This window comes from Streptomyces sp. NPDC051555 (genome assembly GCF_044454405.1).
GTDB lineage: Bacteria > Actinomycetota > Actinomycetes > Streptomycetales > Streptomycetaceae > Streptomyces.
Genome location: NZ_JBITDP010000017.1, coordinates 1 through 15,694, shown reverse-complemented (window position 1 = coordinate 15,694; position 15,694 = coordinate 1). Strand labels below are relative to the sequence as shown.

Annotated in this window: 16 protein-coding genes; 9 read left to right on the top strand and 7 right to left on the bottom strand. The window is 70.2% G+C overall.

The features are described from left to right. Positions 1-61: 61 nt before the first annotated feature. Positions 62-1,204: a tRNA dihydrouridine synthase DusB gene (dusB, locus tag ACIBEA_RS29185; RefSeq protein WP_399265923.1), complete on the bottom strand. Its 1,143-nt coding sequence runs from the start codon at positions 1,202-1,204 to the stop codon at positions 62-64. 64 nt (positions 1,205-1,268) lie between these two features. Here dusB and ACIBEA_RS29180 point away from each other — a divergent pair, with 64 nt between their 5' ends. Continuing rightward, entirely contained in the window at positions 1,269-2,702 is a 1,434-nt protein-coding gene (locus tag ACIBEA_RS29180; RefSeq protein ID WP_399265921.1) for an MFS transporter, read from the top strand. 51 nt (positions 2,703-2,753) lie between these two features. Here the strand turns inward: ACIBEA_RS29180 and ACIBEA_RS29175 are convergent, their stop codons facing one another. Next, complete coding sequence (locus ACIBEA_RS29175) at positions 2,754-3,260, bottom strand: MarR family winged helix-turn-helix transcriptional regulator (protein WP_399265919.1); 507 nt, start codon at positions 3,258-3,260, stop codon at positions 2,754-2,756. A 90-nt stretch (positions 3,261-3,350) separates the two neighbouring features. Between ACIBEA_RS29175 and ACIBEA_RS29170 the strand changes: the two genes are divergently transcribed. From ACIBEA_RS29170 to ACIBEA_RS29155, 4 genes are all read left to right on the top strand, one after another. Continuing rightward, the gene (locus tag ACIBEA_RS29170) at positions 3,351-3,698 is read left to right on the top strand and encodes a DoxX family protein (RefSeq protein ID WP_399265917.1); all 348 of its coding nucleotides are present in this window, start codon (positions 3,351-3,353) and stop codon (positions 3,696-3,698) included. A gap of 87 nt (positions 3,699-3,785) precedes the next feature. Beyond that, positions 3,786-4,835 carry an aldo/keto reductase gene (locus ACIBEA_RS29165; RefSeq protein WP_399265915.1) on the top strand — a complete coding sequence of 350 codons (1,050 nt, stop codon included), beginning with the start codon at positions 3,786-3,788 and terminating at the stop codon, positions 4,833-4,835. 21 nt (positions 4,836-4,856) lie between these two features. Then, positions 4,857-5,450, top strand: a complete 594-nt coding sequence (locus ACIBEA_RS29160) for a TetR family transcriptional regulator (protein ID WP_399265913.1) — start codon at positions 4,857-4,859, stop codon at positions 5,448-5,450. Between the two features lie 179 nt (positions 5,451-5,629). Next, positions 5,630-6,349: a VC0807 family protein gene (locus ACIBEA_RS29155; RefSeq protein WP_399265911.1), complete on the top strand. Its 720-nt coding sequence runs from the start codon at positions 5,630-5,632 to the stop codon at positions 6,347-6,349. An 81-nt stretch (positions 6,350-6,430) separates the two neighbouring features. Here the strand turns inward: ACIBEA_RS29155 and ACIBEA_RS29150 are convergent, their stop codons facing one another. Continuing rightward, positions 6,431-7,813 carry a glycine--tRNA ligase gene (locus ACIBEA_RS29150; protein ID WP_399265909.1) on the bottom strand — a complete coding sequence of 461 codons (1,383 nt, stop codon included), beginning with the start codon at positions 7,811-7,813 and terminating at the stop codon, positions 6,431-6,433. 152 nt (positions 7,814-7,965) lie between these two features. On the opposite strand from ACIBEA_RS29150, the gene ACIBEA_RS29145 reads away from it, so the two are divergent. The 4 genes from ACIBEA_RS29145 (at position 7,966) to ACIBEA_RS29130 (ending at position 11,118) form a co-directional block, all read left to right on the top strand. Beyond that, positions 7,966-8,922, top strand: a complete 957-nt coding sequence (locus ACIBEA_RS29145; protein ID WP_399265907.1) for a metal ABC transporter substrate-binding protein — start codon at positions 7,966-7,968, stop codon at positions 8,920-8,922. Between the two features lie 32 nt (positions 8,923-8,954). Then, positions 8,955-9,749 (top strand): metal ABC transporter ATP-binding protein, encoded by a 795-nt coding sequence (locus tag ACIBEA_RS29140; RefSeq protein ID WP_399265905.1) that lies wholly within the window; start codon positions 8,955-8,957, stop codon positions 9,747-9,749. Beyond that, positions 9,749-10,618, top strand: a complete 870-nt coding sequence (locus tag ACIBEA_RS29135; protein WP_399265903.1) for a metal ABC transporter permease — start codon at positions 9,749-9,751, stop codon at positions 10,616-10,618. The genes ACIBEA_RS29140 and ACIBEA_RS29135 overlap by 1 nt, the downstream gene beginning before the upstream one ends. A 71-nt stretch (positions 10,619-10,689) precedes the next feature. Beyond that, positions 10,690-11,118 carry a Fur family transcriptional regulator gene (locus ACIBEA_RS29130; protein ID WP_399265901.1) on the top strand — a complete coding sequence of 143 codons (429 nt, stop codon included), beginning with the start codon at positions 10,690-10,692 and terminating at the stop codon, positions 11,116-11,118. Between the two features lie 19 nt (positions 11,119-11,137). Here ACIBEA_RS29130 and ACIBEA_RS29125 read toward each other — a convergent pair whose 3' ends face one another. The 4 genes from ACIBEA_RS29125 to ACIBEA_RS29110 form a co-directional block, all read right to left on the bottom strand. Continuing rightward, on the bottom strand, positions 11,138-11,683 hold the full coding sequence (locus ACIBEA_RS29125; RefSeq protein ID WP_399265899.1) for a YcxB family protein: 546 nt from the start codon (positions 11,681-11,683) through the stop codon (positions 11,138-11,140). 51 nt (positions 11,684-11,734) lie between these two features. After that, positions 11,735-12,562 (bottom strand): isoprenyl transferase, encoded by an 828-nt coding sequence (locus tag ACIBEA_RS29120; RefSeq protein WP_399265896.1) that lies wholly within the window; start codon positions 12,560-12,562, stop codon positions 11,735-11,737. Between the two features lie 11 nt (positions 12,563-12,573). Then, entirely contained in the window at positions 12,574-13,320 is a 747-nt protein-coding gene (gene recO, locus ACIBEA_RS29115; protein ID WP_399265894.1) for a DNA repair protein RecO, read from the bottom strand. Between the two features lie 104 nt (positions 13,321-13,424). Then, positions 13,425-14,870, bottom strand: a complete 1,446-nt coding sequence (locus ACIBEA_RS29110; protein ID WP_399265891.1) for a nucleobase:cation symporter-2 family protein — start codon at positions 14,868-14,870, stop codon at positions 13,425-13,427. Positions 14,871-15,694: the final 824 nt, after the last annotated feature.

Sequence of the window (15,694 nt, the reverse complement as noted above, 5' to 3'; positions counted from 1 at the left end):
GCAACCCCACCCATGCGTGGCGTATCTCACGCCGCCCGAGGGGGTGCCGGAGGGCCTTTCCTCAGCCGCCGGACGTGTCCAGCTCGGCGTCCTCGCCGACCCCCGCACAGTCGTAGGGATCCTTGAGCCAGCCTTCGGGGAGGACAACTCGGTTGTTTCCGGACGTCCGGCCGCGCGGACCGTCCGCGCTGTCCGGCCACGGCTGGTCCAGGTCGAGCTCGCTCAGATGAGCGTCCAGTTCGGCCAGGGACGAGGTGACGGCGAGCTTCTGCCGCATCTCGGAACCGACCGAGAAGCCCTTGGTGTACCAAGCCACGTGCTTACGGAAGTCGATCACCCCGCGCGCCTCGTCGCCGATCCACTCCCCCAGCAGCTGCGCGTGGCGGTGCATGGTCGCCGCGACCTCGCGCAGCGTCGGCTTGTGGAAGTCCTCGGGGCGACCCTCGAAGGCCGCCACCAGGTCGTTGAACAGCCAGGGCCGCCCCAGGCAGCCGCGTCCGACCACCACGCCGTCGCAGCCCGTCTCGCGGACCATGCGCAGCGCGTCCTCGGCGCACCAGATGTCGCCGTTGCCGAGCACGGGGATCTCCCGCACGTGCTCCTTGAGGCGCGCGATGGCCTCCCAGTCGGCGGTGCCGCCGTAGTGCTGGGCGGTGGTGCGCCCGTGCAGCGCGATGGCGGTGACGCCCTCCTCGACGGCGATCCGGCCCGCGTCGAGGTAGGTGAGGTGGTCGTCGTTGATGCCCTTGCGCATCTTCATCGTCACCGGCAGATCACCGGCGCCCGCGACCGCCTCGCGCAGGATCGCGCGCAGCAGGTTCCGCTTGTAGGGCAGGGCCGAGCCGCCGCCCTTGCGGGTCACCTTGGGGACCGGGCAGCCGAAGTTCAGGTCGATGTGGTCGGCCCGGTCCTCTTCCACGATCATGCGGACCGCCTTGCCGACCGTGACCGGGTCGACGCCGTACAGCTGTATCGAGCGGGGCTTCTCGCTCTCGTCGAAGTGGATCAGCTGCATGGTCTTCTCGTTGCGTTCGACCAGCGCACGCGTCGTGATCATCTCGCTCACGAAGAGCCCCTTGCCGCCCGAGAACTCGCGGCAGAGGGTGCGGAACGGGGCGTTGGTGATGCCGGCCATCGGCGCGAGCACCACCGGCGGTTGCACGGTGTGCGGGCCGATCGCGAGGGGCGGGGGGAGCGTGGTCATGCCCCCATTGTCGCCCAGCCGCGCCACGCCTCGCATTTGTTTAGTTAGGCGTACTATCGGCATCATGCACGACATGAGCCCCGGGCGCCGCTTCCTGATCCTGGCCATCTGCTGCATGAGCCTGCTGATCGTCAGCCTCGACAACACCGTGTTGAACGTCGCCCTGCCCGCCATGCGCCGCGAGTTGGACGCCTCGGTCTCCGGGATGCAGTGGACGATCGACGCGTACACGCTGGTCCTGGCCTCGCTCTTGATGCTCGCCGGCTCCACGGGCGACCGGATCGGCCGCCGCAAGGTCTTCACCGCCGGACTCGTGCTCTTCACCGCCGGTTCGCTGCTGTGCTCGCTGGCCCCCAGCCTGGAGTGGCTGATCGTCTTCCGGATGATCCAGGCCGTCGGCGGCTCGATGCTCAACCCGGTCGCGATGTCGATCATCACCAACACCTTCACCGACCCGAAGGAGCGCGCCCGCGCCATCGGCGTCTGGGGCGGGGTCGTCGGCATCTCCATGGCCGCCGGCCCGCTGATCGGCGGGCTGCTCGTCGACTCCGTCGGATGGCGGTCGATCTTCTGGATCAACCTCCCCGTCGGCCTCCTCGCCCTGCTCCTGACCCTGCGCTACGTCCCCGAGTCCCGCGCGGAGCGGCCGCGCCGCCCGGACCCGGTGGGCCAGCTGCTCGTCATGGCGCTGCTGGGCTCCTTGACCTACGGGATCATCGAGGCGCCGGCCGCGGGCTGGACCTCCCCGCTGACCCTCGGCTGCGCGGCGCTGGCCGTCGCCTCGCTGGTCGGGCTGCTCGTCTACGAGCCCCGGCGGGCCGAACCGCTGATCGACCCCCGGTTCTTCCGGAGCGCGCCCTTCAGCGGGGCCACCGTGATCGCGGTCAGCGCCTTCGCCGCGCTGTCCGGGTTCCTCTTCCTCAACACCCTGTACCTCCAGGAGGTGCGCGGGCTGAGCGCCCTGCACGCCGGGCTCTACATGCTGCCCATGGCCACGCTCACCTTCCTCATGGCCCCGCTGTCGGGACGGCTGGTGGGCTCGCGCGGGCCGCGGCTGCCGCTGCTGGTCGCGGGGGTGTCGATGGGGGCCAGCGGCCTGCTGTTCGCCGCCTTCGACGCCGCGTCCTCGACCGCGCTGCTCTTCACCGGGTACGTGCTCTTCGGGCTCGGCTTCGGCATGGTCAACGCGCCCATCACCAACACCGCCGTCTCCGGAATGCCCCGCGCCCAGGCGGGAGTGGCGGCCGCGGTGGCCTCCACCAGCAGGCAGACCGGCGGCACCTTGGGGGTCGCGGTCATCGGCGCGGTGCTGGCGGCCGGGCTCGCCGGGCACGCCTACACGGCGACGGCCTTCGCGGACGCGGCCCGGCCCGCCTGGTGGATCATCACGGCCTGCGGGCTGGCCGTCCTGGTCGTGGGCCTGCTGACCAGCGGCAGCTGGGCCCGGGCCACGGCCGTACGGACCTCCCGGACGCTGGAGAAGGTCCCGGCCTCCTGACCCGCCGGGGCGCGCGGCCCGGCCTGCGGACCGACCCGCGGTCCGACCGGGCTACTCGCCGCAGCTGAAGTCTTCGGCCCGCGTGTCGATCCGGCCCAGCAGGTCGCCCAGCACGGCGCGCTCCCGCTCCGAGAGCCCCGCGAAGAGCGCCTGCTCCACGGCGTCGAGCGCCTCGTCCGTCGTACGGAGCGCGGCGGAACCGGCCTGAGTGATGGCCACGTTGTGCCGGCGCCGGTCGGACGGGTCGCGGCGGCGTTCCACCAGGGCCGCGCCCTCCAGGTCGTTGAGGAGGCCGACGAGGACGCTCGGGTCGACCTCCAGCAGCTCGGCGAGGGCCCGCTGGCTCACGGGTCCCGCTTCCAGGCTCATCAGGGTCATGGCGTGGCGCGGGGTGAGCCCGGCGGCATTGAGCGCCCGCCGCATCCGCGTCTCGGCGGCCGAACCGTGCCGGGCCAACAGCACGCTCAGGCGCTCCGCCGGCTCCTGCCCGCCCCGACAGGGCGGGTCTTCCTGGCCGTGGTGTGCCTTCGGTACGTCCGGGGCGTCCTGAGCGGTCATCTCCTTACCGTAACAGTCAGGAAATGATTTCCATCGATCGATCGTTGATGCTGTTCAATGATTGAATATCCCCGATCGTTGGAGCCCTTCATGTTCATCGCATACCTCGCCACGGCCACCCTCCTCGCCCTCGCCCTCGTCGCGTCCGCCACGCTCACGGCACGTCGCGCCGAGCCCGTGGCCACGAACATGCGGACGGTCGGCGTGCCCGATTCCTGGCTGCCCCGACTGGCGGCGCTCAAGGCGGCCGGCGCCGTCGGCCTCGTCGGCGGACTCTGGTCCACCCCCCTGGGCATAGCCGCCGCGACCGGCGTGACCCTCTACTTCATCGGCGCCGTCATCACCCACCTGCGGGCCAAGCACTACGAACTCGCCCCGGCGGCCGTCCTGACCCTGATCTCGGCCGCGGCCCTGACCCTCCGCATCGCCTCGGCGTGAGCACGCCCGAGCACCCGTTCGAGTGAAGAGGAGAAGGAACGGGTGACAGATATTGAAATCTGTCACCCGTCATGTCATTCTTCTGGCATGACGACGAACGAGAACACCCAGCGCACCCAACACACCCAGACCATCCACCGCCGCACCCTCGGCACCACCGGCCCGACCGTCCATCCGCTCGGCCTCGGCTGCATGGGCATGTCCGCCCTGTACGGCGAGGCGGACCGGTCCGAGTCCATCGCCACGATCCACGCCGCCCTGGACGCGGGGGTCACCCTGCTGGACACCGGCGACTTCTACGGCATGGGGCACAACGAGCTCCTGATCAACGAAGCCCTGCGGACCGCTCCGGCCGCCGCCCGGGACCAGGCCCTCACCAGCGTCAAGTTCGGCGCGCTGCGCACCGTCGAGGGCGGCTTCACCGGATACGACGGGCGTCCCGCGGCCGTGAAGAACTTCCTGGCCTACTCGCTCCAGCGGCTCGGCCGGGACCACATCGACATCTACCGGATCGCCCGCGTGGACCCGGACGTCCCGATCGAGGAGACCGTCGGCGCGATCGCCGAGGCCGTACAGGCGGGGCACGTCCGACACATCGGGATGTCCGAGGTCGGCGCGGACACCCTGCGCCGGGCCGCCGCGGTCGCACCGATCTCCGACCTCCAAATCGAGTACTCCCTGATCTCCCGCGGCATCGAGGAGGAGATCCTGCCCACCGCCCGCGAGCTGGGCATCGGCATCACGGCGTACGGTGTGCTCTCGCGCGGCCTGATCAGCGGCCACTTCACCCGCGACCGCGCCCTCGCCCCCGGCGACTTCCGCGGGATGAGCCCCCGCTTCCAGGGGGACAACCTGGACCGCAATCTCGACCTGGTCGACGCCCTGCGCAAGGTGGCCGACGACAAGGGCGTCAGCGTGGCGCAGACCGCCATCGCCTGGGTGCTCTCGCGCGGCGAGGACATCGTCCCGCTGGTGGGCGCGCGCCGCAGGGACCGGCTGACGGAGGCCCTGGGCGCCCTCGACACCGTCCTCACCCCTGCCGATCTGGCCGCGATCGAGGCGGCCGTGCCCGCCGGCGCCGCGGCGGGCGAGCGGTATCCGGCGGCGCAGATGGCCCACCTCGACAGTGAGCACTGAGCTGCCGGTACGGTCGTAGACATGCCTCCCGCAGCTGCCGAACCCTTGACCCCCGAGCGCATCCTCGAAACCACCGAGGAGGTGCTGCGCCGCTTCGGCCCCACGAAGGCGACCGTGGTGGACGTGGCGCGCGCCCTCGGAGTCAGCCACGGCAGCGTCTACCGGCACTTCCCGTCGAAGGCGGCACTGCGCGAGGCGGTCACCGACCGCTGGCTCTCGCGCAACGTGATCATGTTGGAGGAGATCGTCTCGGCTCCCACCGGGACCGCCCCCTCCAAGCTGGAGGCGTGGCTGGAGGCGCTGTTCGAGACCAAGCGGCACAAGGCGGGCGCCGACCCGGAGCTGTTCGCCACCTACACCGTGCTGCTCGCCGAGAACAGCGGGGTGGTGGACGACCACCTCACCCAGCTGATCGCCCAGCTGACCCGGATCATCGCCGAGGGCGTGGCCGCCGGATCCCTGGCCGCGCCGGACGTGCCGGCGGCCGCCCGCGCCGTCTTCGACGCCACCGGCCGCTTCCACGACCCGCAGTACGCGGCGGACTGGCTCTCGCCGACGATCATCACGGAGTTCGAGGCCGTCTCCGCACTCATCGTCCGGGGCCTGCGCGCCTGACGCCCCTCACCCCGGGCACCGCGGGCCACGGACCGCGGACCGCGGACCGCCCAGAGCGGCCGGAACCGAGCGGTCCGGACAGCTTGGTGATCATTTTGTGCGGGAGACCGTTGCCCTGACCGGGCATGCTCTTTACGTTCCCCTTACCGCACTTCATCAGGCATGCCTCAGGGGGAACGTTGTCCGCTCAAGAAACACCGGCAGCACAGGCCGCGCCACCGGCCCGTTCGGGCTCGGCCACGGCGATCGGCTGGATCGTGACCATCGTCTTCAACGTGGTCGCGCCGATCGTCACCTACAACATCCTCACCGGGCGGGGGTGGACGGAGTTCGCCGCGCTGCTGCTGAGCAGCGCCTGGCCGGTGGTCGACACCGTCGTCTCGCTCGCCTGGCGCCGCCACATCGACGAATTCGCCATCGTCACCCTGGTGTTCCTGGTGATCACCGCCCTGGTCACCCTGGTCGGCACCCACTCGGCCCGCGCCCTGCTCGTCAAGGACTCGGCCGTGACCGGCCTGTTCGGCACGCTGTGCGTCGCCACGCTGTTGGCGCCGCGGCCGCTGATGTTCTACTTCGGCCGCAAGTTCGGCACCGACGGCACCGCCGCGGGCGTGGCCCACTTCAACGGGCTGTGGCAGTACCCGGACTTCCGCCGGGCGATGCGGTGGATGACCACCGTCTGGGGCGTGGCCTACCTGGTCGAGGCCGCGCTGCGCGTGGTGCTGGCGTACACGCTGACCACCGACACCATGGTGGTCCTCAGCCCCGTCCTGATCTACGGCTTCCTCGTGTCGCTGATCTTCTGGACCGTCCGCTACTCCAAGCGCATGCAGGCCGAGGGCGAGGCCAGGGCCGCCGCGCGCGAGGCGGCCGAGCGGGCCGTCGGCACCACCGCCTGATCCGGAGCGGCACGACGAAGGGGTGGCCCGGTGCGCAGTGCGCACCGGGCCACCCCCGTTCGTGCAGGTCCTGACGCGGTACTAGCAGCCGAGCAGACGGCTGCCGAGGTAGCTCTGGATCTGGTCCAGGGAGACGCGCTCCTGCTTCATGGTGTCGCGCTCGCGCACGGTCACCGCGTTGTCGTCCAGGGTGTCGAAGTCGACGGTGACGCAGAACGGCGTACCGATCTCGTCCTGGCGGCGGTAGCGGCGGCCGATGGCGCCCGCGTCGTCGAACTCGATGTTCCAGTTCTTGCGCAGGTCGGCGGCGAGGCCCTTGGCCTTCGGCGAGAGCTTCTCGTTGCGCGAGAGCGGCAGCACCGCGACCTTGACCGGCGCCAGGCGCGGGTCGAAGCGCATCACGGTGCGCTTCTCCATGACGCCCTTGGCGTTCGGGGCCTCGTCCTCGTTGTACGCGTCGAGCATGAAGGCGAGCATCGCGCGGTTCACACCGGCGGCCGGCTCGATGACGTACGGGGTGTAGCGCTCGCCCGACTCCTGGTCGAAGTAGGTGAGGTCCTGGCCCGAGGCCGCGGAGTGCGCCTTGAGGTCGAAGTCGGTGCGGTTGGCCACGCCCTCCAGCTCGGAGAACTCGTTGCCACCGAAGTTGAAGCGGTACTCGATGTCAGCGGTGCGCTTCGAGTAGTGGGAGAGCTTGTCCTTCGGGTGGTCGTACCAGCGGATGTTCTCCTCGCGGATGCCGAGGTCGCGGTACCAGTTCCACCGCTCCTGCATCCAGTACTCCTGCCACTGCTCGTCCTCGCCCGGCTTGACGAAGAACTCCATCTCCATCTGCTCGAACTCGCGCGTGCGGAAGATGAAGTTGCCGGGCGTGATCTCGTTGCGGAAGGACTTGCCCATCTGGGCGATGCCGAACGGGGGCTTCTTGCGGGAAGTCACCTGCACCTGGGCGAAGTTGGTGAAGATGCCCTGGGCGGTCTCCGGGCGCAGGTACGCGACGGCGCCGGCGTCCTGGGTCGGGCCGAGGTGGGTCTGGAGCATGCCGGAGAACTGCTTGGGCTCGGTGAACTGGCCCTTGTTGCCGCAGTTCGGGCAGTTGATGTCGGCCAGGCCGTTCGCGGGGAGGCGCTTGTGCTTCGCCTCGTACGCCTCCTCCAGGTGGTCGGCGCGGTAGCGCTTGTGACAGGAGGTGCACTCGGTCAGCGGGTCCGAGAAGGTCGCGACGTGGCCCGAGGCCTCCCAGACCTCGCGGGCCAGGATCACGGAGGAGTCGAGGCCGACGATGTCCTCACGACCGGTGACCATCGAACGCCACCACTGGCGCTTGATGTTCTCCTTCAGCTCGACTCCGAGCGGGCCGTAGTCCCAGGCAGCCCTGGAGCCGCCGTAGATCTCACTGCACGGGAAAACGAAGCCACGGCGCTTGCTCAGGCTGACGATGGTTTCGATCTTGTCGGCGGCCACGGTGCTCTCTTCATTACGAGGACGAACGGCGAAGCCTTTAGGTTACCGGCGCGCCCACCCCCTCCTTCAAATCGGATCCCCTTAGGCGGCCGCCAGGGCCCCGCCACCCAGCTTGTTGACAATCGTTTCCATCTTTGATGAAAATGGATGTCATGAACGTACGACGCCTCATACCCACCGCCGCCCTCGCCACCGCCGCAGCCCTCGGTGCCGCAGCCCTCACCGGCTGCTCCGGCACCGCCTCCGCGGGGACCACCAAGGACGGCAGACTCAGCGTGATGGCGTCGTTCTACCCGATGCAGTTCCTCGCCGAGCAGATCGGCAAGGACCACGTGAAGGTCGACTCCCTGACCAAGCCGGGCGTAGAGCCGCACGACCTGGAGATCACCCCCCAGCAGACCGCCCGCCTCGGCGAGGCCGGCCTCGTCGTCTACCTCAAGAGCCTGCAGCCCGCCGTCGACAAGGCCATCGCGCAGACCCCCGCCAAGAACATCGTCGACGCCGCCACCCTCACCAAGCTGGAGGTGCACGGCGACTCCGGCCACGACCACGCCGAGGGCGAAGCGGACCACGACCACGACCACGGCGGCACGGACCCGCACGTCTGGCTCGACCCGGTCAAGTACACGGAGATCGCCAAGGGCGTCGGCGCCGCGATGGAGAAGGCCGACCCGGACCACGCGGCGGACTACAAGAAGAACACCGACGACCTCGTGGCCAAACTGGGCGCGCTGGACACCGAGTTCAAGGACGGCCTGAAGAACACGGCCTCCAAGACCTTCATCACCACCCACTCCGCCTTCGGCTACCTCGCCGCGCGCTACGGCCTCGACCAGGAGGGCATCTCCGGCGTCGACCCCGAGTCCGAGCCGACCCCCGCCCGGATGAAGCAGCTCCAGGACGTCGCGAAGAAGGACAATGTGACGACCGTGTTCTTCGAAGCGCTGGCCAGCGACAAGACGGCCAAGACGCTCGCCCGCGACACGGGACTGAAGACCGACGTCCTCGACCCGCTCGAGGGAATCACCGACACGTCCCAGGGCGCTGACTACTTCGCGATCATGCGGTCCAACCTCAAGAACCTGCAGAAGGCGCTCGGCAACAAGTAATGGCAGCAGTAGCAGCAACGGAGGCGCGAGCCATGGAATCCACGGCAGCCGCGACAGCGGCGGAGCAGCCCGTCATATCCCTGCGCGGGGCCACGGCCACGCTCGGCTCGCGCCCCGTGCTGCGCGGGATCGACCTCACCGTGCGGCGCGGTGAGGTCGTCGCCCTGCTCGGCGCCAACGGCTCCGGCAAGTCCACGGCCGTGCGCGCCGTCGTCGGCCAGGTCCCGCTGACCGCCGGCGCCCTCTCCCTCTTCGGTACGGAGTTCAAGCGCTTCCGGCAGTGGTCGCGCATCGGGTACGTCCCCCAGCGCACCACCGCCGCCAGCGGCGTCCCGGCCACCGTCCGCGAGGTCGTCTCCGCCGGCCGCCTGGCCCGCACCCGCTTCGGCCGGCTGCGCGCCGCCGACAAGGCGGCCGTGCAGCGCGCCCTCGCCCTGGTGGACATGGACGGCTTCGCCGACTCCTCGGTGAACGCCCTCTCCGGCGGCCAGCACCAGCGCGTGCTCATAGCCCGGGCCCTCGCCGTGGAGCCCGAGCTCCTGATCATGGACGAGCCGATGGCGGGCGTCGACCTCGCCAACCAGGAGGTCCTCGCGAACGCCCTGCGCAGCCAGGTGGAGGCCGGGACCACCGTCCTGCTCGTCCTGCACGAGCTGGGCCCGTTGGAACCCCTCATCGACCGGGCCGTCGTCCTGCGCGACGGCTGCGTCACGCACGACGGACCGCCCCCCGAGGCCCTGGGCCAGCACGCGCTGCCCGGCCACGACCACGTACACCCCCACGCGGCCCACGACGCCGAACCGATCCGGACGGGACTGCTGAGCTGATGGACATCCTCGCCTACCCCTTCATGCAGCGGGCGCTGATCGCCGCGGCCCTCGTCGGCATCACGGCCCCCGCCATCGGCACCTACCTCGTCCAGCGCCGCCAGGCGGTCATGGGCGACGGCCTCGGCCACGTCGCCATGACCGGTGTCGCGCTCGGCTTCCTGTTCCAGACCAGCCCCGTCTGGATGGCCACGCTGGTCGCCGTCGTCGGCGCCGTCGGCATGGAGCTGATCCGCGCGCGCGGCAAGACCAGCGGCGACGTCGCCCTCGCGATGCTCTTCTACGGTGGCCTGGCGGGCGGCGTGATGATCATCAACATGGCCCCGGGCGGCTCCACCGCCAAGCTGCTGGGCCCGATGTTCGGCTCGATCGCCGCGGTCGCGCCCGAGGACGTCACCGCGATGGCGATCCTGTCCGCCTTCGTCCTGGCCATCACCATCGGCCTGCGCCGCCAGCTCTTCGCGGTCTGCCAGGACGAGGAGTTCGCGCGGGTCGCCGGCCTGCCGGTGCGCTTCCTGAACCTGATGATCGCGATCACCGCGGCCGTCACCGTCACCGTCGCCATGCGCATCGTCGGCCTGCTGCTGGTCAGCGCCATGATGGTGATCCCGGTCGCGGCCGCCCAGCGGCTCACCCGCGGCTTCGCCGCCACCCTGGGGCTGGCCACGGCGCTCAGCCTCACGATCTCACTGACCGGCACCGCCGCGACGTACTACATCGACGTCCCCTCGGGCGCGATGATCGTCCTCCTGGCCATCGCCGTCTTCCTGGTGCTCTCGCTCGTCTCCACCCCGCTCGCCCGGCGGCGGGCCCGGGCCGCGCGCGCCGCCGAACAGGTCTGCACCCGGGACGACGTGAAGGTCCAGTAGCGCTCCGGACGGGGCGCCCGGGACCGCCGGACTGGCACAATGGGACGACGGCCCTAGACGAGGAGGACCCGGTGGCGACTGCCCCTGGCGAGATGAACACCGCGCCAGTACGAGGGCGCTCGACCCGGCAGCGGGCCGCCGTCGCGGCCGCGCTGGACGAGGTGGACGAGTTCCGCAGCGCCCAGGAGCTGCACGACATGCTCCGGCACCGCGGCGACTCCGTGGGCCTCACCACGGTCTACCGCACCCTGCAGTCCCTGGCCGACGCGGGCGAGGTCGACGTGCTGCGCACCAGCGACGGCGAATCCGTCTACCGGCGCTGCTCCACCGGCGAGCACCACCACCACCTGGTCTGCCGCAAGTGCGGCAAGGCCGTCGAGGTGGAGGGCCCGGCCGTGGAGAAGTGGGCCGAGGCGATCGCCGCCGAGCACGGCTATGTGAACGTCGCCCACACCGTGGAGATCTTCGGCACCTGCGCGGACTGCGCCGCGGCGGGCTGATCCGGCTCCGGCGGCGGGCTCAGCGCCGCCGCAGGTTCCGGTCCAGGATCGCCCGCAGCCGCTCCAGGTCGGCGGGGTCCGCGACCCCGCGCTTGGGGAGCACCGTCATGGCCACGGCGCGCTTGTCGTCGCTCAACATGACGAACGTCGCGGGCGTTTCCACGTAGGTCGGTTGCAGCGCCCAGGCGATCCGCGTCTCGCTGCCCGCCGTGGTCACCCGTACCCCGGCGTCACCGACCACGGCCCGGGCCTCCCCCATCCTGGCCAGCAGGCCGCCCATGGTGCGCGCCGTGAGCTGCGGCCCGTAGAACGCCAGGGCCAGCATCAGCAGCCCGGCGCACGGGAACACCAGCCGCGAGGCGTCGAACGGACCCTTCGCGAACAGCGACAGGCCGCTGACCAGAGTGATCAGCAACCCGGCGGTCAGCAGCAGCCACCGCTGGAGCCGCCCGGAGCCCGTGTGCCGGGCCCGGGCGCGCAGCGCTTCGGCCAGGTCCTGCGTGGTGGGCCGGTAGACGAGTTCCACGGATCGCTCCGCCCCGCCGTCACCGGCCCCCGTGCTCATGTCATGCGCCTGATCCCCACCCGTGTCCATGGCGGTGAGGATAGGGCCCGATCAGCCCGGCTGTCCGGGGATTTCCGGCGTGTTCGGCAGCGCCCCGCCGAACCGGCGGTCGCGCTGCGCGTACTCCAGGCAGGCCGCCCAGAGGTTGCGCCGGTCGAAGTCCGGCCACAGCACGTCCTGGAAGACCATCTCGGCGTAAGCGCTCTGCCAGAGGAGGTAGTTGGAGGTCCGCTGCTCACCGCTGGGCCGCAGGAAGAGGTCCACGTCCGGCATGTCCGGGTAGTACATGTACTTCGCGAAGGTCTTCTCGTTGACCTTCGACGGGTCGAGGCGGCCGGCCGCCACGTCGCGGGCGATCGCCTGCGCCGCGTCCGCGATCTCCGCCCGGCCCCCGTAGTTCACGCAGAAGTACAGCGTCATCGCGTCGTTGTCGACGGTCTGCTCCTGCGCGACCTGGAGTTCCTGGACGACCGACTTCCACATCTTCGGCATGCGGCCGACCCAACGGATGCGGATGCCCAGCTCGTTCATCTCGTCGCGACGACGCCGGATGACGTCCCGGTTGAAGTTCATCAGGAAGCGCACCTCGTCGGGCGAGCGCTTCCAGTTCTCCGTCGAGAAGGCGTACAGGGAGAGGTTCTTGACGCCCATCTCCAGGCAGCCCTTGAGCACGTCGAGCACCACGCCCTCGCCGACCTTGTGCCCCTCGGTGCGCGGCAGGCCGCGCTCCTTGGCCCAACGGCCGTTGCCGTCCATGACGACCGCGACGTGGTTCGGGACCAGTTCGCCGGGAATCTTCGGCGGGCGCGCACCGGACGGGTGCGGCTCCGGAAGCGTGTAGTCCCTGCGGCTGCGTCCCAGGATCCCGCGTCGTGCCATGTGTCCAGCTCCTATTTCTCGACGTATCGCAGGGAGCGTAGCCCGCGCTCCAGATGCCAGTGCAAGTAGGCGGAGACCAAGCCGCTCCCCTCCCGGACGTGGCGCGCCTCGCAGGCGTCCGCGTGCGCCCAGTCCCCGGTGAGCAGGGCGCTGAGCAGTCCAACGGCCTCCGACGAGGGTACGACGCTGCCGGGCACCCGGCAGTCCCCGCAGACGACCCCGCCCGCGGCGACGGAGAAATGCCGGTTGGGCCCGTGGATCCCGCACTTCGCGCAGTCCGTGAAGCTGGGGGCGTAGCCGTTGACCGCGAGGGAGCGCAGCAGGAAGGCGTCGAGGATGAGATTGGGCGCGTGCTCGCCGCGCGAGAGGGTGCGCAGGGCGCCGACGAGCAACAGGTACTGCTGTACGGCGGGCTCGCCCTCCTGCTCGGTGAACCGCTCGGCCGTCTCCAGCATCGCGGTGCCGGCGGTGTAGCGGGCGTAGTCCACGACGATGCCGTTGCCGTAGGGGTGGATGATCTCGGTCTGGGTGCACAGCGGCAGGCTGCGGCCGACCAGATCGCTGCCTCGGGCGAAGAACTGCACGTCGGCGTGGGAGAAAGGTTCCAGCCCGGCGCCGAACTTCGACTTGGTCCGCCGCACGCCGCGGGCCACGGCCCGGACCCGGCCGTGGCCACGGGTCAGGAGCGTGATGATGCGGTCCGCCTCACCCAGCTTCTGGGTGCGCAGCACGATGCCGTCGTCGCGGAACAGACTCATGGCCCCATTGTCCCGTACGGCACCGACAGACCACGGACGCCGGTGTCCCCGGACCGGCGGAGGGGGCCGGTCCGGGGACGGTTCTCACCGACGGATCAGACGGATCAGACGGTCGGCGCCGGGGCGCTCTCGCCCTCCGTCGCCTGCGCCGGCACGACCGCCTCGGGTACGGGCGCCACCGCGTGCGGGTCGCCCTTCGACAGGCCGTTGAAGAGCAGGTTGAGCACGATGGCGGCCGTGGCACCGAGGGTGACGCCGCTGTTGAGCAGCGAGGCCGTGTCCACGCTCATGTGCTTCTCGAAGAAGGCGGGGACGGTGGCCGGGAAGAGCGCGAAGGCGAGCGAGACGCCGACGATCAGCGCGTTCTTCTCCTCCTTGAGGTCCACCTTGCCCAGGGTCTGGATGCCCGCCAGGGCGACCATGCCGAACATCACGGTGGCCGCGCCGCCGAGGACGCCCGGCGGGATCGCCGCGACGATGGCCGCGGCCTTGGGCAGCAGCCCCAGGATGATCATGATCACGCCCGCGGAGACCACCACGAACCGGCTCTTGACCTTGGTGACCCGGACCAGCCCGACGTTCTCGGCGAAGGCGACGTAGGGGAAGGAGTTCAGCAGGCCGCCGATCGCGGTGGCCGCGCCGTCGGCGCGCAGGGCGCGGGCGACGGTCTCGCTGTCGATGTCCTTGCCGACGATCTCGCCGACGGCGTAGGTGTCACCGGTCGTCTCGACCATGGTGATCAGCATGACGATCAGCATGAGGAGGATCGGGAACCACTCGAACTTCGGGGCGCCGAAGTGGAAGGGCGTGGTGACCCCGACCCAGTCGGAGGCGCCGACGGCGGCGAACTTCGCGTCACCGAGCGCGAAGGCGACGAGGGTGCCGCCCACCAGGCCGAGCAGGACCGCGATGCTGGACAGGAAGGGCTTGCCCAGCCGCATCACGACCAGGACGAAGAGCATCGTGCCGGCGGCGTAGGCCAGCTGCGTGGGGTCACCGCCGTCACCGACCAGCGGAGCGCCGCCGACGACGTCCTTGAGGGCGACCGGCAGCAGGACGATGCCGAGGATCGTGATCACCGTGCCCGTGACGACGGGCGGGAACAGCGACATCACGACCTTGAACACCCGGGCGGGCATCCAGGCGAAGGCGAAGGTCGCGATGCCCGCGGTGATGACGGCCCCGTAGATCACCAACAGGGCGGCCGTCCCGCCGCCCGCGCCCAGTCCGATGGCGATCATCGGGGACACGGCGGTGAAGGTGACGCCCTGGATGATCGGCAGCCGCGCACCGATCCGGCCGATGCCCCAGGCCTGGATGATCGAGGCGATGCCGCAGGTGAAGAGGTCCGCGTTGATCAGGTAGACCAACTGCTCGGGAGTGAGCTTGAGTGCGCTGCCGACGAGGATCGGAACGATCACCGCACCGGCGTAGAACGCGAGTACGTGCTGGAAGCCGTACAGCGCGAGCTTGGGGAGGGGGAGCACCTCGTCGACCGGGTGCGTGCTCTGCTCTTCGTTGCCGGAAAGCCGGGCGGCGACACGTGCCATCTCTGCCTTGCCCTTCAAGAGGTAGGTAAGCGAGAGGAATCGGGGATCTGGTTATCCCTGGGACGGAGTGGGTCGCGAACCCGTTGATCCGCCAGGGTTGTCAGTGCGTTCACGCGAATCGAAGCCGCGCCGTGTTACGAGCAGCAGCTCGCCGTGTGACCGGAATTGAACGCCTGTGGGGGGCTTCACAGATATCGTCGACTTCCACAAATTGTTGAGGTTTCGTGAACCCATCTGTGGAGGTTTCTCCAATAGCGGCCGCAGCCAGGTCGGCGTATGCGAAACCCACCCCCCAAGCCGGCCTTCCCGTGTCGCGCCAGCGAAGCACCACCCCAACCAGGCGCCTGACGTGCAAGAACACCGAGCCCGCCACTTCCACCCCGCAAACCAGAACCGACCCGAACGCCAGTCCAATTGGTGGATACGCCAACCCCGGAGCGATCACCTCCACCCATCTGACGACAGCTCTCAGCCACCCACGAGGCCGGATCGTTACCGATACCAGGCCCTGTACGCCCCGCTTTGCCCCCGCCACCCGCCCAGCGCGGCTCCGCCGCGAAGGCTGGATCACATACATCGGGGGGCGGGGGCGGGGCGGGGGTGGGGCGGCGGCGGGCCGGGGGTGGGCGCGGCTTCGCCGCGGGGGGCGGGGGCTTCGGCGGGGCGGGGTCGGGGAGGTTCCGGGGGCTGCCCGTCAGTTCCACTGTCTCTCCGTGCCGGGGCGACCTATCAAGGGCGCTCCCTGCGGTCGCGTCGCTGCGCGATGTCGCTGCGCTCCACCCTTGACAGGCCACCCCGTCACGGAAAGCCAAGAACTGTCGGGC

Coding starts and splice junctions, on each gene's coding strand:
- dusB (WP_399265923.1), bottom strand. CDS start 1,204: ATGACCACGCTCCCCCCGCCCCTCGCGATCGGCCCGCACACCGTGCAA.
- ACIBEA_RS29180 (WP_399265921.1), top strand. CDS start 1,269: ATGCACGACATGAGCCCCGGGCGCCGCTTCCTGATCCTGGCCATCTGC.
- ACIBEA_RS29175 (WP_399265919.1), bottom strand. CDS start 3,260: ATGACCGCTCAGGACGCCCCGGACGTACCGAAGGCACACCACGGCCAG.
- ACIBEA_RS29170 (WP_399265917.1), top strand. CDS start 3,351: ATGTTCATCGCATACCTCGCCACGGCCACCCTCCTCGCCCTCGCCCTC.
- ACIBEA_RS29165 (WP_399265915.1), top strand. CDS start 3,786: ATGACGACGAACGAGAACACCCAGCGCACCCAACACACCCAGACCATC.
- ACIBEA_RS29160 (WP_399265913.1), top strand. CDS start 4,857: ATGCCTCCCGCAGCTGCCGAACCCTTGACCCCCGAGCGCATCCTCGAA.
- ACIBEA_RS29145 (WP_399265907.1), top strand. CDS start 7,966: ATGAACGTACGACGCCTCATACCCACCGCCGCCCTCGCCACCGCCGCA.
- ACIBEA_RS29140 (WP_399265905.1), top strand. CDS start 8,955: ATGGAATCCACGGCAGCCGCGACAGCGGCGGAGCAGCCCGTCATATCC.
- ACIBEA_RS29135 (WP_399265903.1), top strand. CDS start 9,749: ATGGACATCCTCGCCTACCCCTTCATGCAGCGGGCGCTGATCGCCGCG.
- ACIBEA_RS29125 (WP_399265899.1), bottom strand. CDS start 11,683: ATGAGCACGGGGGCCGGTGACGGCGGGGCGGAGCGATCCGTGGAACTC.
- ACIBEA_RS29120 (WP_399265896.1), bottom strand. CDS start 12,562: ATGGCACGACGCGGGATCCTGGGACGCAGCCGCAGGGACTACACGCTT.
- recO (WP_399265894.1), bottom strand. CDS start 13,320: ATGAGTCTGTTCCGCGACGACGGCATCGTGCTGCGCACCCAGAAGCTG.
- ACIBEA_RS29110 (WP_399265891.1), bottom strand. CDS start 14,870: ATGGCACGTGTCGCCGCCCGGCTTTCCGGCAACGAAGAGCAGAGCACG.